Source organism: Qipengyuania sp. SM2507 (assembly GCF_053714505.1).
In genome coordinates this window covers 1,970,551-1,985,988 of sequence record NZ_CM132307.1, presented here as the reverse complement: position 1 = coordinate 1,985,988, position 15,438 = coordinate 1,970,551, and the positions used below count along the sequence as shown (strand labels likewise).

13 protein-coding genes are annotated in these 15,438 nt (G+C 64.7%); 8 read left to right on the top strand and 5 right to left on the bottom strand.

Features of this window, described 5'->3' with window-relative positions; translation table 11 throughout:
- Window positions 1-101: 101 nt before the first annotated feature.
- The 6 genes from ACWIKC_RS09705 (at window position 102) to ACWIKC_RS09680 (ending at window position 5,537) form a co-directional block, all read left to right on the top strand.
- Complete coding sequence (locus ACWIKC_RS09705; protein ID WP_454597302.1) at window positions 102-650, top strand: DUF3617 domain-containing protein; 549 nt, start codon at window positions 102-104, stop codon at window positions 648-650.
- Between the two features lie 72 nt (window positions 651-722).
- Complete coding sequence (locus ACWIKC_RS09700; protein ID WP_454597301.1) at window positions 723-1,493, top strand: esterase/lipase family protein; 771 nt, start codon at window positions 723-725, stop codon at window positions 1,491-1,493.
- 77 nt (window positions 1,494-1,570) lie between these two features.
- Complete coding sequence (locus ACWIKC_RS09695; RefSeq protein WP_454597300.1) at window positions 1,571-2,995, top strand: circularly permuted type 2 ATP-grasp protein; 1,425 nt, start codon at window positions 1,571-1,573, stop codon at window positions 2,993-2,995.
- Entirely contained in the window at window positions 2,995-3,939 is a 945-nt protein-coding gene (locus tag ACWIKC_RS09690) for an alpha-E domain-containing protein (RefSeq protein ID WP_454597299.1), read from the top strand. The genes ACWIKC_RS09695 and ACWIKC_RS09690 overlap by 1 nt, the downstream gene beginning before the upstream one ends.
- Window positions 3,939-4,754 (top strand): transglutaminase family protein, encoded by an 816-nt coding sequence (locus ACWIKC_RS09685; protein WP_454597298.1) that lies wholly within the window; start codon window positions 3,939-3,941, stop codon window positions 4,752-4,754. The genes ACWIKC_RS09690 and ACWIKC_RS09685 overlap by 1 nt, the downstream gene beginning before the upstream one ends.
- Window positions 4,755-4,781: 27 nt before the next feature.
- Window positions 4,782-5,537, top strand: coding sequence for a peptidase (locus tag ACWIKC_RS09680; RefSeq protein WP_454597297.1), 756 nt, complete (start codon window positions 4,782-4,784; stop codon window positions 5,535-5,537).
- Between the two features lie 16 nt (window positions 5,538-5,553).
- On the opposite strand, the gene ACWIKC_RS09675 is transcribed toward ACWIKC_RS09680, so the two are convergent.
- The 4 genes from ACWIKC_RS09675 to putP form a co-directional block, all read right to left on the bottom strand.
- Window positions 5,554-6,219 carry an extensin-like domain-containing protein gene (locus tag ACWIKC_RS09675; RefSeq protein WP_454597296.1) on the bottom strand — a complete coding sequence of 222 codons (666 nt, stop codon included), beginning with the start codon at window positions 6,217-6,219 and terminating at the stop codon, window positions 5,554-5,556.
- Between the two features lie 61 nt (window positions 6,220-6,280).
- Window positions 6,281-6,655, bottom strand: coding sequence for a VOC family protein (locus tag ACWIKC_RS09670; protein ID WP_454597295.1), 375 nt, complete (start codon window positions 6,653-6,655; stop codon window positions 6,281-6,283).
- 11 nt (window positions 6,656-6,666) lie between these two features.
- Window positions 6,667-8,466, bottom strand: a complete 1,800-nt coding sequence (gene ggt, locus ACWIKC_RS09665) for a gamma-glutamyltransferase (protein ID WP_454597294.1) — start codon at window positions 8,464-8,466, stop codon at window positions 6,667-6,669.
- 14 nt (window positions 8,467-8,480) lie between these two features.
- Complete coding sequence (gene putP / locus ACWIKC_RS09660) at window positions 8,481-9,947, bottom strand: sodium/proline symporter PutP (RefSeq protein WP_454597293.1); 1,467 nt, start codon at window positions 9,945-9,947, stop codon at window positions 8,481-8,483.
- 368 nt (window positions 9,948-10,315) lie between these two features.
- Between putP and ACWIKC_RS09655 the strand changes: the two genes are divergently transcribed.
- A complete protein-coding gene (locus ACWIKC_RS09655) occupies window positions 10,316-12,658 on the top strand; it encodes a TonB-dependent receptor (RefSeq protein WP_454597292.1) in 2,343 nt (780 codons plus the stop codon).
- A 105-nt stretch (window positions 12,659-12,763) separates the two neighbouring features.
- Window positions 12,764-13,522, top strand: coding sequence for a hypothetical protein (locus tag ACWIKC_RS09650; RefSeq protein WP_454597291.1), 759 nt, complete (start codon window positions 12,764-12,766; stop codon window positions 13,520-13,522).
- A gap of 6 nt (window positions 13,523-13,528) precedes the next feature.
- Here ACWIKC_RS09650 and typA read toward each other — a convergent pair whose 3' ends face one another.
- Complete coding sequence (gene typA, locus ACWIKC_RS09645) at window positions 13,529-15,358, bottom strand: translational GTPase TypA (RefSeq protein WP_454597290.1); 1,830 nt, start codon at window positions 15,356-15,358, stop codon at window positions 13,529-13,531.
- Window positions 15,359-15,438 lie beyond the last annotated feature (80 nt).

Here is a 15,438-nt window from a genome sequence, read left to right as displayed (position 1 = left end):
AACGGGCGCTGAAAACAGTGCGGAACAACGGGAGCTTGGCAAGCGCCGCGTTGGTGTGCAGGTTGGGCAGCAGCCAATCGGTTATTAGGGAGAGTTTCGTCATGCAGTTGTTGGTCCTCGCCGCCCCGCTTGCCCTCGTTGCACTGATCGGATGCAGCGAAGCCGAACCCGACAGCGCGAATCCAGTCGAGGCGACCACTGGCGGCTTGAGCAAGGCCGAAGTGGCCGAGCGGGCGCGCGATACGGTCCAGCCGCAGCCGGGCCAGTATCGCGCGGTCATGGAAGTGCTCGAAGTCGATATCCCCGGCGCACCCGAGGGAGCCGGCGCGATGCTGCGCCAGATGATGGACGGGCAATCGCACGAATATTGCCTGACCCAGGCCGATGTCGACAAGGGCTACGAGGAAATGGCGCGCCAGTCGCAGGATGGCGACTGCACCTTCGAACGCTTCGATGTCGATGGTGGCGAGATCGATGCGCTGATGGTGTGTACGGGCGAGCAGTCCAACGCCATCCAGATGGCGATGAACGGAACCGCGACCCCGACTTCCTCCGTGATGAACATGACCATGACCGGCGACATGGCGGGGATGGGCGATTCGACGTTGCGGATGAAGGCGACGCACGAGCGTGTGGGTGACTGCCAGTAGAAGGTTCGGTCGGGCGTGGAACCGATGTCCCTCATACGGCATTCATGCAGGATGGCGACTTATGACAATATGATGGCAACCCGGCCCCTCGATGCAAAGATTGCCACTGGCTGGAGCCGGGCGGAGCTTGCGCGCCGCTGGGCGCTGGCAAGCGAGCCGAGCCCGGACGACGTGCGTTCGCCACGAGCGCTGTTGCTGCTGCGCGAACTGGGCTGGGTCTTCGAACCGTTCCGGCGGCTGTTCCGCAAGCTCGAGATCAGTCCAAGCGAACGCCCGCGTACCGTCATGCTGCTGCCCGGCTTCGGCGCGCATCCGATCCGCATGCGCTATATGGCGCACATGCTGGAGAAGGCGGGTCACACCGCCAAGCGCTGGGGCGTGGGCTACAATTTCGGAGCTACCGCCAAGCGCTTTGCCGAAGTCGAACACCGCTTGCTCGATCTGTTCGAGCGCGCCGGCGAACCGATTGTTCTGGTCGGCTGGAGCCTGGGCGGCGTGATGGCGCGCGAACTTGCCAAGCTGCATCCCGACAAGGTCGCCAAGATCATCACGCTGGGCTCGCCCTTTTCGGGCAGTCCGCGCGCCAACAATGGCTGGCGGGCCTACCAGGCGATTGCCGGACACCGCGTCGACGAGCCCGAATTCGATGCGGAACCAGCGAGGAAGCCGCCCTGCGAGACCGTGGCGCTGTGGAGCCCGCGCGATGGCGTTGTCCATCCGCGCTGCGCGCGCGGCAAGGTCGGCGAGCGCGATCGGGCGATCGGTGTGCGCTGCACGCATATGGGCTTTGTGCACTCGCCCGAAGTCATTAGAACCGTGCTCGGGGAACTTGAAGCTGTCTAGACCTTTGTTGCTATGACAGGAACGAACGCTTCGGACCCCGGCCATTCAAGGCTCGGGCGAAGCATTTTTGGGGAAACATGGCAGCAGGCGAATTTTTCGACGAGATGCACAAGCCCGACGGCAGTGTGCGCGATGCCTATTCGGGTTATCAGGCGTGGTATGGCGAGCAGGAAAAATCTTTCCTCAAACGCAAGCACCGCGATGCCGAACATGCCTTCCGGCGCACCGGCATCACCTTCAACGTCTATGGTGAGGACGAGGCCGAAGAGCGGCTCATCCCCTTCGACATGGTCCCGCGGATCATCACCGCGCATGAATGGCGCAAGCTGACCAAGGGCATCGAGCAACGGGTCTCCGCGCTCAACGCCTTCATGCACGATCTCTATCACCGCCAGGAAATCATCCGCGCCGGACGGGTGCCCGAGCACCTGTTCCGCAACAATTCCGCCTGGCTGCCGCATATGGTCGGCTTCACCCCGCCGGGCGGAATCTACACCCATATCGTCGGCATCGACCTGGTCCGCACCGGACCGGACGAATTCTTCGTGCTCGAAGACAACGCCCGCACGCCCAGCGGGGTCTCCTACATGCTGGAGAACCGCGAGACGATGATGGCGATGTTCCCCGAACTGTTCATGCGGGTGCCGGTCGAAAGCGTTTCCAACTATCCGCGTCGCCTCGCCAAGAGCCTGGCCGCCTGCGCGCCCGATTGCGCCGAGGGCAAGCCGGTGGTGGCGGTGCTCACGCCGGGCATCTTCAACTCCGCCTATTTCGAACACGCCTTCCTCGCCGAGCAGATGGGCGCCGAACTGGTCGAGGGCCGCGACCTGCGCGTCGTCGATGGCCGCGTCGCGATGCGCACCACCTGGGGCTACAAGCCGATCGACGTGATCTATCGCCGGGTCGACGACGAATTCCTCGATCCATTGAGCTTCAACCCCGACAGCGTGCTGGGCGTACCGGGCATCATGGATGTCTATCGCGCCGGCCGGGTTACCATCGCCAACGCACCGGGCACCGGGGTCGCCGACGACAAGGCAATCTATTCCTTCATGCCCGAGATCGTCGAATTCTACACCGGCGAGAAACCGCTGCTGCCCAATGTCCAGACCTGGCGCTGTTCGGATCCGGACAGTCTGGCCTATGTACTCGACAATCTGTCCGAGCTGGTGGTCAAGGAAGTCCACGGTTCGGGTGGTTACGGGATGCTGATCGGCCCCGCCGCGAACAAGCGCGAGTTGAGCGATTTCGCCGCCAAGCTGCGCGCCAATCCCGAAGGCTATATCGCGCAGCCGACGCTGGCGCTGTCGACCTGTCCGATCTTCACCAATCGCGGCCTCGCACCGCGCCATCTCGATCTGCGTCCCTTTGTGCTGGTCTCGCCTGACAAGGTCGACATCACGCCGGGCGGGCTGACCCGTGTGGCGATGAAGCCGGGGTCTCTGGTCGTCAATTCGAGCCAGGGTGGGGGCACCAAGGACACTTGGGTGTTGAAAGACTGATGCTGGGAAGAACCGCCAATTCGCTCTTCTGGATGTTCCGCTATCTCGAGCGGGCCGAGAACACTGCGCGTCTGCTCGACGCCGGTTTGCGCATGGCGCTCACCCGCGATTCGGTCAGCGCGGAGGAGGAGTGGCGCTCGGTCATCGAGACCGCCGGCCATCGCCGGGGCTACGAGGCCAAGAACGCCACCTACACCGGCATGCAGGCCTGGAACTATATCCTGCGCGACAAGGACAGTTCCGCCAGCGTCCTCAACACCTTCCAGCAAATCCGCTCCAATGCGCGCGAGGCGCGCAGTGCCATCACCAGCGAGGTCTGGGAAGCGGTTAACGACAGCTGGCTGCAGATCAAGGACATGCTCGCACGCCCGGTCGGCGAGCAGCGCGTAGGCGAGGTTCTCACCGCGGTGCGCCGCGCAGGCACGCTGGCGCATGGCGCGGTGCTGGGTTCGATGCTGCGCGAGGAAGGTTTCCATTTCGCCCGCGCCGGGACTTTCATCGAACGCGCCGACAACATCGCCCGCATCATGGACATCAAATACTACCTGCTGCTGCCCTCGCTCTCCTATGTCGGGTCGAGCATGGACACCGGACAGTGGGACATGGTGCTGCGCTCGGTCTCGGGCGACAGCGCCTATCGCTGGCTCAACGCCGGGCAGATCGACGCGCGCGGGATCGTCAGCTTCCTCGTGCTGGACGAGCGCTTCCCGCGCAGCCTGGCCTATTCGCACGCCGCCTTGCGCGAAAACCTCGCCGCGCTGGCGCGCATCCATGGCATCGAAGGCACAAGCAACGAACTCATGCGCGAATCCGACATTCGGCTTTCGGGTCTCTCGATCGAAGACGTCTTCGACAAGGGGCTGCACAAGTTCCTGACCGACTTCACCGCCGCCAACTCGTCGATCGCGCAGGCGATCGGCCAAGATTACAGGTTCCTTGCCTGATGCGCCTCGATATCCGCCACACCACCCGCTATCGCTTCTCCGAACCGGTCGTCCACGCGCTCCAGCGCCTCCGGCTGACGCCCAAGGCCACGCAGGGTCAGGAAATCCTCGCCTGGAACATGGAATTCGAACACGCGCATGAAGAACTGACCTACGACGACCAGCATCACAACCGGGTGACGCTGGTGGCCGTGGAAGGCGGCGCGCGCGAGGTCACGGTGACCTGCAGCGGCGAGGTCGACACCTCGGACCATGCCGGGGTCATCGGCCACCACGCCGGCCACCTGCCGCTATGGAGCTTCTGCGGCCAGACCCCGCGGACCAAGCCGGGTCCCAAGATGAAGGCATTGATCGAGAGCGTCCGCGCGGAAGGCCAGCAGCCGCTCGACATGCTCCACACGCTCTCGGCGCAGATTATCGATGCGGTGAGCTACGAAATCGGCACCACCGATGTGAACACCCCCGCCGAACAATCGCTCAGCGAAGGTCATGGCGTATGCCAGGATCATGCGCAGATCTTCATTGGTGCCGCCCGCGCGCTCGATATCCCCGCGCGCTACGTCAGTGGCTATCTGATGATGGACGACCGCATCGAGCAGGACGCGACCCATGGCTGGGCCGAAGCCTTTGTCGAGGGTCTGGGCTGGGTCGGGTTCGACATTTCCAACGGCATCAGCCCCGACCAGCGCTATGTGCGGGTTGCCACCGGGCGCGATTACCGCGATGCCGCGCCGATCACCGGAATTACCTTCGGCAACGCCTCGCAGGAACTGCAGGTCGAGGTCGCGGTGGCCCAGCGCCAGGTCCAACAATAGCGCCAGGTAAAACAATAGGGAGAATGCATGACATATTGCGTGGGAATGATCGTCGAGAAGGGTCTCGTCCTGATGAGCGACACCCGCACCAATTCGGGGGTCGACAACATTTCCGTGTTTCGCAAGATGTTCCACTGGCAGGTGCCGGGCGACCGGATCATCACCGTGATGACCGCTGGCAATCTGGCTACCACCCAGGCCGTGGTCAGCCAGCTCGAAGAGCGTACCAAGGAACCCGACCAGCGCGACAATGTGCTGCTGCAATCGCCGACCATGTTCCAGGTGGCGAGCGAGATCGGCAAGCTGGTGCGCGAAACCATCGCCGACCGCCAGCGCACCAATGGCGAGCGCGGCAAGGGCCGCTTCACCGCTTCGATCATCGTCGCCGGACAGATCGCCGGGATGGAGCCGCGGTTGTTCATGGTCTATCCCGAAGGCAATTTCATCGAGGCCAGCGCCGACACGCCTTTCTTCCAGATCGGGGAAACCAAATACGGGCGCCCGATCATCCTGCGCGGCTATGATCGCTCGATGAGCATGGAGGATGCGGTCAAGCTGCTGACGGTGTCGTTCGATTCCACGCTCAAGGCCAATCTCTCGGTCGGCCTGCCGCTCGATCTGATGGTCATCGAGCGCGACCAGTTCGAGGTAACCCACCAGCGCCGGATCGCGCATGACGATCCGTATTTCCAGGCGATTTCGACCAGCTGGAGCGACGCGCTGCGCACCGCGTTCCACTCGCTGCCCGATTACAGCTTTTTCGGCGATTACGAAGGCGATTAATTCGCCGCAGCTCCGGTCAGCGGCAGAAGCTCCCGCTTCCCAGCTCGACATGCAGATGGTCGCGATGCGCGGCGTTGTAGTCCGGACCCAGCACGGTTCCGAAGCGCTTGCAGGCGCTGCGATGGATCACGCGCAGGAACGCCTGTTCGTCGCGGTCCCGTGACGACCATCCGTCGATCACGCTGATCCGCCGCCCGTCGGCGAGCACGAAGGCGCCGATGTCGATCGCTTCCGCGCGGGCGTGGGCCGACAGACGCCCGGTCCCCGCGACATTGCGGCAGGAATAGCTGCCCATGGTCTCGATCCGCTCGAGCGGGCTACCGAGCATCTGGCGCGCCGCGCGATCGACACCGAAACGCGCCCAGCCGGCAAATGTGCTCGCCAGCGGACAGGCGACCGGACCCAGGTTGGAGAGCGCGAAACCGTCCTCGTCGCCCTGCAACCGGTCGAGCCTGACGCTGTTGGAGATCTGGCAACCGGCGCCTTCATAGCGATCGGGGAGGGAAGAATAGCGCGAGCCGGTGCGCGCCAGTTCGGTGAGGCATTGCGCGGCTTCGGGACGGATCGACGCTGCGCTGTTCGATGCTCCACGCGCGCCGGGCCGGTCGGGCTCGCGCGACTGCGGGACGGCGGAACAGCCGCCGAGAGCGATGATCGCGAGGAACCACAAGAACAGCCGCATGCGCGCACCCTAACGCGGCCATGCTTAACGCTGCCCTAAAGCGGGGGAATTCGCGAGCGTGCTAGGCGTCGGGAGCCGCGCATTGCTCCCACAGCTCGATCTTGATGCCGTCGGGATCGAGCAGCCAGGCGAATTTGCCGTAGCCCTCGTCGGCGCTGTCGAGGATATCGACGCCCTTGTCCTTAAGCTGCGCGACCATGCCGTCGCAATCGTCGACGCGCAGGTTGATCATGAAGCCGCCGACGCCGGGCTTGATGTAGTCTGCGTCCTTGAAATGGCTGACGAGCGAGTAGGGCTGATCCTTGGTCTCTTCCGACCACATCAACTGCGGCCCGTATTCGCCATCGAGCCCGAGCACCTCGCGATACCAGTGCCGCGTCGCTTCCGGGTCCTTCACGACGTAAAAGACCCCGCCCAGTCCAGTCACCTTCGCCATCGCTTCGATCCTCAGTAGCCGCTCGCCTGGCCATCCTTGCGCATCTCGGTCGCGCCGGTCAGCACCCCGGTTTCGGGATCGCGGGCAATCGCCTGATAGCCGCCAAACATGATGCCGTTGTCGACCACTTCGACCGCGTGCCCCATCGCGCGCAGCCGCTCGACCGTGGCTGCCGGAATCCCCGGTTCGACGAACAGCGTGCCAAGCGGATCGGCGGCAGGCCCGCTCAGCGCCTCGGTAGGCTGGCGGCCGCCATCGTGATTGATCCGCGCCGCATCGCCCGCTTCCTGCAGGTTCATCCCGTAATCGACCATGTTGATCAGCACCTGGACATGGCCCTGCGGCTGCATCCCGCCGCCCATCAGCCCCAGCGTCATCCACGGCTTGCCGTCCTTCTTCACGAAGGCCGGGATGATGGTCTGGAAGGGGCGCTTGCCCGGCTCGTAGGCGTTGGGATGCGCGGGATCGAGGCTGTAGAGCTCGCCGCGGTCCTGGAACATGAAGCCCAGACCGTCGGGGGTGAGCCCGCCTCCCATGCCGCGGTAATTGGACTGGATCAGGCTGACCATCATCCCGTCCCCGTCGACCACGGTCAGATAGGTCGTGTCGCCTTCGCCCTCGAGCTTGGGTTCGCCGGGGCCGAATTCGGCAGTGGCGCGTGCCGGATCGATCAGCGCGAAGCGTTCGCGTCCGTATTCCTCGGTCAGGAGCTCGGCGGGGAGGGTGGCGAAGTCGGGGTCGGCGTAAAAACGCGCGACATCGGCATAGGCGAGCCGCTTGGCCTCGGTGATGTAATGGATCACCTCGGGGCTGCCGCGCTCCCATTCGGCAAGGTCGACATGCTTGAGGATATTGACCATCTGCAGCGCCGCGAAGCCCTGGCTGTTGGGCGGCAGCTCGCACAATTCGTAACCGTTGCGATAGAGCGCGCAGGCCGGATCGACCCACTCGCTGTCATGCGCGGCGAAATCCTCCAGCGTGTAGGCCGAACCCTGCGACTGCAGGTACTCGACCATGACCTGCGCCAGTTCGCCTTCGTAAAAGACGTCGCGCCCTTCGCGGCCGATGGTTTCGAGCGTTGCGGCGAGATCGGGATTGCGGAAGATCTCGCCCGCTTCGGGCGCGGTGCCATCGGCGAACCAGGTGGCCCGCGCATTGGCGAAATCGAACGGAACGCTTTCCTGCCGCGACTCGAAGGAGCGCAGGCTGCGGTCGAGATACATCGCGATGACCGGTGCGACCGGATGGCCTTCGCGGGCATAGCGCACGGTGGGGGCGAGGATGTCGCTCATCGCCAGCTTTCCGAACCGCTCGTGCATGGCGAACCAGGCATCGACGGTGCCCGGGATGGTAACCGGGAGCGGACCGACCGGGGGCAGCGCCTCCGCACCATCCAGTTTGGCGCGCAATTGCGCGAGCGTCTGGTCCCTGGGCGAACGGCCCGAACCGTTGATGCCGTAGAGCCGGTCGGTCTTGGGGTCGTAGATAATCGCGAACAGGTCGCCGCCGATGCCATTGCCGGTCGGCTCCATCAATCCCAGCGCGGCATTGGCGGCGATCGCCGCATCGACCGCGCTGCCGCCAGCCTTGAGGATGTCGAGCGCGACCTGTGTCGCCAGCGGATGCGCGGTGGCGGCCATGCCATGCTCGGCGATCACCGGGCTGCGCGACCAGTTGGCGCCAACCGGACGGCCACCTGCGCCGATCTGCTGCTCGATCGACGGGGCGCCCTCGACGTCCTGCGCCTGTCCGAATGTGGCAGTCAGCGCGAGGGCGGCGATGCCGGCCAGCAGCGTGTGGGGTCTGATCATGTTCTCTCCAGAGTTTAGGCGGCGCCCGTAGACTGCGTTGCCTTGCTGACTAACACAATCGCGAGCCAGCTGGCGATGAAGCCGGGGACGATCTCGTAAAGCCCCTGGCCACCGATGAAGTCGGCGTTGAACCCAAGCGCGATCCACAGGGCGACCACACCCGCGCCGACCACCAGCCCAGCGACCGCGCCCGCACCGGTCATCCGGTCCCAGGTCAGCGCCAGCAGGATCAGCGGGCCGAAGGCCGCGCCGAACCCGGCCCAGGCGTTGGCGACCAGTCCGAGCACTTGGCTTTCGGGATCCGCGGCGATGATGATCGCTGCTATCGCCACCAGCGCGACGCAGACCCGGCCGACATTGACCGCCTCGCGTTCGCTGGCGTTTTTGCGCAGGAACAGGCGGTAGAAATCCTCGGTCAGCGAGCTGGATGAGACCAGCAGCTGCGAGCTGATGGTGCTCATGATCGCGGCCAGCAGCGCCGCGAGCAGGAAGCCGGTCACCAGCGGGTGGAACAGCAGCTCGGAAAGGACGATGAAGATCGTCTCGGGATCCTCGATCACCAAGCCGTTGCGGTTGGCGTAGGCGCGGCCCGCCAGGCCCACGCCCAGCGAACCGACCAGTGCCACCGCCATCCACACCAGCCCGATATTGCGCGCCGCCGGCACTTCCTCGATGCTGCGGATGGCCATGAAGCGCACGATGATATGCGGCTGGCCGAAATAGCCCAGCCCCCAGGTCACCGCGCTGATGAAGCCCAGCAGCGTCAGGCCCTCGGTCAGGCTGAGGAAGCCTTCCACCGGCACCTCGGCCAGCGATGTGCCGCCGCTGCCGCCATCGCCGAAAATCACCACCAGCGGCATCAGCACCAGCGCGACAACCATGATGCAGCCCTGGACGAAATCGGTCAGGCTGACCGCGAGAAAGCCGCCGACCATGGTGTAGGCCAGAACCACCCCGGCGGTGATCCAGATCCCCAGCATGTAATCGCTCATGCCCACGCCGGGCAGCAATTCGGCGAAGGCGGTTTCGAACAGCTTGCCGCCGCCGACCAGCCCGGCCGCGGTGTAGACGGTAAAGAAGGCCACGATGACGATCGCGCTGATGACGCGCAGCACCACCGCCTTGTCGGGGAAGCGATTGGCGAGGAACTGGGGAATGGTCAGCGCATTGCCCACTTCCTCGGTCTGTCGGCGCAGCCGCGGCGCGACGATGTACCAGTTCGCCACCGCACCCAGGAACAGGCCGATGCCGATCCAGGCTTCGACCAGACCGGCGGCGAACAGCGCGCCGGGCAGGCCGAGCAGCAGCCAGCCCGACATGTCGGAGGCTCCGGCAGAGAGCGCGGCAACTGCTGGTGGCAGGTTGCGCCCGGCCAGCAGATAGCCTTCGCTGGTATCGGTCGAGCGCTTCCAGGCGAACAGCCCGATGCCGATCATCAGGATGAAATAGAGGGCGAGGGTGATCAGGGTTCCGGTTTGCATGGACAGGCGATTAACAAAGGCGGCGCACAATTGCCACTCGTGCCGCTCGAAGGCATTCGCCGGTCGCTGCGCCGGTTGCGGAATGATGACATGTGGCGCGCCGCTTCGATTGCCGGACCATCCACGCAAGTCTCTGAGAACAAGACTGTTTCGTACGAGGCTGGCTTGCTGAGATCACGGCTAGAAGTACATTTCAAGGCATCGTAGAGGCTGCGGAATCCGCTCTGCCGTAGCGTCCCGAAAGCGCCGCAGCGATGGAGGCTTGCCGGCGCGACCCGTTTTCACTGCACCGCAACATAAATGTCGTGGCCCTGTCATCGGAGCAGCGCAGAGGCGCTGCGACGCTCCAATGAAAAGGCTCTTCGACAATGATTGCCAGACGTTCCGCTCTCACCCTGCTCGCCGCGACCACCGCGCTTGTTCCCTTCGCACCCGCCTTCGCGCAATCCGCCGCCCAGCCGCTGGTGCCAGCCGAGGAAGAGCCCGTCCGCGGCAATGAGATCATTGTCACCGCGCAGAAGATCGAGCAGCGCGCCGTCGACGTGCCGATCACCATTTCGGCGCTCAGCGGCGACCGGATCAGCGAGCTCGGCGTTACCGATCTCGACGAATTGTCCAACTACATTCCCGGGCTCAACATCCAGGAGCAAAGCGCCAACAATCCCGGCATCGTTATTCGCGGGATTACCTCGGACTCGGGTTCTTCGCAGCAGGGTCCGCGCGTCACGCTCTATTACAACGGCGTCGATATCTCGCGTTCGCGCGGATCGTATCAGGCGATCTACGATCTCGACCGGGTCGAGGTGATCAAGGGTCCGCAAGCCACGCTGTTCGGCACCGCCTCCGCGGTCGGTGCGATCAGCCTCGTCTCGGCGCGCCCGCGCGAAGGCTTTTCCGCCGAACTGACCGGCGGCTACGGCAATTACGACCAGACGCTGCTGTCGGGCTATGTCAACGCCGGCTCGGACGTGCTCGCGGGCCGGATCGCCTTCGAATGGCGCACCCGCGATGGCTATGTCGAAAACCTCGCCCCCAGCCAGGAAGAAGAGCTCTATTCGCAGGACAATCTCGGCGTCCGCGCATCGCTGCGCTACGCCCCTACCGCCGATTTCACCCTCGACCTGATCGGCACCTTCGACCGCCAGCGCAACGGCGGCACGCCATTCATCTCGGGGACTTTCCCGACCCCCGCTGGCGCCCCCGACTTCTACGGCGACGCCTTTCTGGGCGGGTCGCCCTATTCCGAAGCGGCGCTGGGCAACAGCCAGCTGGGCCTCAACCGCGAGATCTACGATGTGAACCTCACCGCTGAATACGCCTTCGACGACAGCTGGACCTTCACCACGGTCAACGGCTACCGCGAATTCGACAGCGCCGAGGTTTTCGACGCCGATGGCGGCCCCGCACCGTTCCTGGAATTCGCGGAAATCGCCACAGGCTGGCAGTTCAGCCATGAAGGGCGCTTCTCCTATGTCGACCCCTCGTGGCGCGCCTCCTTCGGTTGGAACTTTTTCACCGAAGACAATCTCCAGAACGTGCCTTTTTCGACCGAGGAAGGCACCTTTCTCCAGTGTTTGACCACGGTGGCCACGCCTCGTCCGCTGATTCCCGGCATCCCTTGCGTCGGCCCCGATGGCAGCGTCCCGGCCAGCCTGGTGACCGGTCTGGCGACCGGCGGCGCGGCCACCGCCATTCCCTACAGTTCGGTGTTCGAAAACCAGGGCAAGAACGACAGCTATTCGGTCTTCGCCGATGTCACCTGGATCCCCGTGGATCGGCTCGAACTGACGGCGGGCGCGCGGCTGCTGATCGAGGAGCGCCGGTCGGGCTATACGACCAATGTTCCCAATTCGGTGCTGAGCGGCGCGCCGCTGATCCCGGGGCAGATCGATACGGCCGGCCAGACCTTCACGGCGGACGGCAGCTTTTCCGCCGTCCTGCCCCGTTTCAACGTGCTCTATCGCGTGACCGACGATCTCAACGTCTTCGCGACGGTGTCGAAGGGCCGTCGTTCGCCAGTCGTGCAGCTTAGCGCTGCCCGCGTTGGCGGTGTTCCCGTACCGAACTTGCAGCTCGTCCCGGAAGAGACCGTGTGGAACTACGAGGGCGGGCTGAAGTTCGGCTCCGGCATCGTCTCGGGATCGCTCGGCGTCTATTACCAGAAGTACGACGGCTTCCAGGTCACGGTGATTCAGGACGACGGCAGCTCCCGCACGGAAAGCGCTGGCACCGCGAGCAACCTCGGCGTCGAGGCGGAGCTGGCGGTCGATCCGACCGACTGGCTAAGCCTGTTTGGCAATGTCGGTTATATCGATGGCGGCATCGACGAAGGCAACAATTTCGCCCCGCAGTTCTCGGGTGCGCGGTTCCGGCTCCAGCCCGAATGGCAGGCTGCGGCCGGCTTTACCGTGGATGCGCCGCTCGGCAACGGGATGCGCATCTTCGCGACGCCGTCGATCACCTATCGCAGCCGCATCTTCTTCCAGGTCCCCAACGATCCGCTGATCTCGCAGGGACCGGTAACGCTGTTGAACGCCCGCGCCGGGGTGAGTTTTGCCGAGGATCGGCTCGAGATTGCCGGCTTCATTCGCAACGCTGCCGATGAAGAATACCTGCTCGACGCGGGCAACACCGGCGGAGCCTTCGGCATTCCGACCTTCATTCCGGCCGAACCGCGCTTCTACGGGATCCAGATCACCGGCCGGATCTGACCGCCAGCTCGACAGACGCCGTCCTCTCGCCATGCGGGAAGGCGGCGTCTATCGTCCGGGCATGAGACGATGCTGTAATACTTCGATTTCGGGAGCCAGGCGGATTTGACCGCCTCGCTCACCCTGTTCACCGGTCTCATGGCCGTGGCATTCTGCCTGGTCCACCTGTTGGTCGGACGGCTGCGGTTCCTCGACCGCAACCCGCGCAGCCGCTGGCTCAGTTTTGCCGGCGGCGTGGCGGTGGCCTATGTCTTCCTTCACATGCTGCCCGAGCTCGGAGCGCATGTCGGCACCTTCCGCCGCGCGACGGGCCTCGAGGCGGTGAGGGCCGAAAGCGCGGTCTATGGGCTGGCGATGATCGGCCTGGCGGTCTTCTACGGCACTGAGCGGGCGTTGAAACGCAGCCGGAGCGAACGCGGCGAACGCGGCGACGGGGACCGGCCCGAGAGCAGCGTGTTCTGGCTGCATATCGCCGCCAGCAGCCTGTTGATCTTCGTGATCGGCTATCTGCTCAACCATCGCGAAGATGCGAGCCTGGCCGGCCTGGCGCTGTATTTCTTCGCCATGACGCTGCATTTCGTGACCGCCGATTTCGGCACGCGGGTCGACCATCCCGAACTCTACGACAGTCAAGGGCGCTGGGCGCTGTGCGCGGCGACTCTCGGGGGGTGGGTCCTCGGGACGCAGGTCTCGGTGCCCGAGATCGCCATCGGCGGGCTGTTCGCTTTCGTCGCCGGCGCCATCGTGCTGGTGGTGCTCAAGGAGGAGCTGCCCGAGGAGAGGAAAAGCTATTTCCTCCCCTTCGCGGGCGGCACGCTGCTTTATGCGGCGCTGGTGCTGGGCGAACAGGCGCTGACCGCCTGAAGCGCGTCAGCCGCCCTTGCGCTTGGCTTTCTTGCGCTCGTTGGGATCGAGGATCGCCTTGCGCAGGCGGATCGTCTGCGGGGTCACCTCGACCATCTCGTCATCGTCGATATAGGCGATCGCCTGTTCCAGCGTCATCGCGCGCGGCGGGGTAAGGCGGATCGCGTCATCCTTGCCGGTCGAGCGGAAGTTGGTCAGCTGCTTGGACTTGAGCGGGTTGACCTCGAGATCCTCGGGCTTGGCGTTCTCGCCGATGATGATGCCCTCGTAGATCTTCTCGCCCGCGCCGATGAACAATTCGCCGCGTTCCTCGAGAGCGAACAGCGCATAGGCGGTGGCCTCGCCGGAGGAATTGGACAGCAGCACGCCGTTCTGGCGCCCACCGACCGCACCCTTGTAGGGTCCGTATTTCTCGAACAGGCGGTTCATGATGCCCGTGCCGCGCGTGTCGGACAGGAATTCGCCATGATAGCCGATCAGCCCGCGGCTGGGCGCCGAGAAGGTGATGCGGGTCTTGCCGCTGCCGCTCGGGCGCATCTCGGTCAGCTCGGCCTTGCGGCGCTGCATCTTCTCGACGACGGTGCCCGAATGCTCGTCATCGACATCGATGACGACGGTTTCATAGGGCTCGAGCCGCTTGCCGTCTTCCTCCTGGAAGAGCACGCGCGGGCGGCTGATGCCGAGCTCGAAGCCTTCGCGGCGCATCGTCTCGATGAGCACGCCGAGCTGCAATTCGCCGCGGCCCGCGACTTCGAAGCTGTCCTTGTCGGCGGCTTCGGTAACCCGGATCGCGACATTGGTTTCCGCTTCGCGCAGCAGGCGGTCGCGGATCATGCGGCTGGTGACCTTGGAACCTTCGCGGCCGGCCAGCGGGCTGTCGTTGACGCTGAAGCGCATCGCCAGCGTGGGCGGATCGATCGGCTGCGCGGGGATCGGTTCCTTGACGGAAGGATCGGCGATGGTGTTCGAAACGGTCGCCTTCTCGAGCCCGGCGAGCGCGATGATGTCGCCCGCCTGCGCGGTTTCGACGGGGACGCGGTCGAGCCCGTCGAAGCTCATCAGCTTGGTGGCGCGGCCGACCTCGACGACCTTGCCCTCGACGTCGATCGCGTGGATCGGGTCGTTGACGCGGACGGTACCGGACTGGATCCGGCCGGTGAGCACGCGGCCCATGAAATTGTCGCGGTCGAGTAGCGTCGTGAGGAAGCTGAACGGGCCATCGGGATCGAGCCCGGGCGAGGGGACATGCGCGACGACCTGTTCGAACAGCGGATCGAGCGTGCCCGAGCGCGCTTCGGGGTCGGAGCTGGAATAGCCGTCGCGGCCGCTGGCGTAGAGCACGGGGAAATCGAGCTGCTCGTCGTTCGCGTCGAGCGTGAGGAACAGTTCGAACACCTCGTCGAGCACTTCGGCGTGGCGGCCATCGGGACGGTCGATCTTGTTGACGACGACGATCGGCTTGAGGCCGAGCGCCAGCGCCTTGCCGGTGACGAACTTGGTCTGCGGCATCGGGCCTTCGGCGGCATCGACCAGCAGGATCACCCCGTCGACCATCGACAGGATGCGCTCCACCTCGGCGCCGAAGTCGGCGTGGCCAGGGGTGTCGACGATGTTGATGCGGGTGTTGGTGCCGTCGTGGCCCCACTCGACGCTGGTGCATTTGGCGAGGATCGTGATGCCCCGCTCCTTTTCCAGGTCGCCCGAGTCCATCGCGCGTTCTTCGACGCGCTGGTTCTCGCGGAAGGTGCCGGACTGGCGGAAAAGCTGGTCGACGAGCGTGGTCTTGCCATGGTCGACGTGGGCGATGATGGCGATATTACGCAGATCGCGGGACATGAGGCGGGTGCTTTCGTGGGGAGAGTGTCGGGGGGATGAGGTCGCGCGCCTCTACCGCAGGTGCCTCGCAACGGCAAGCG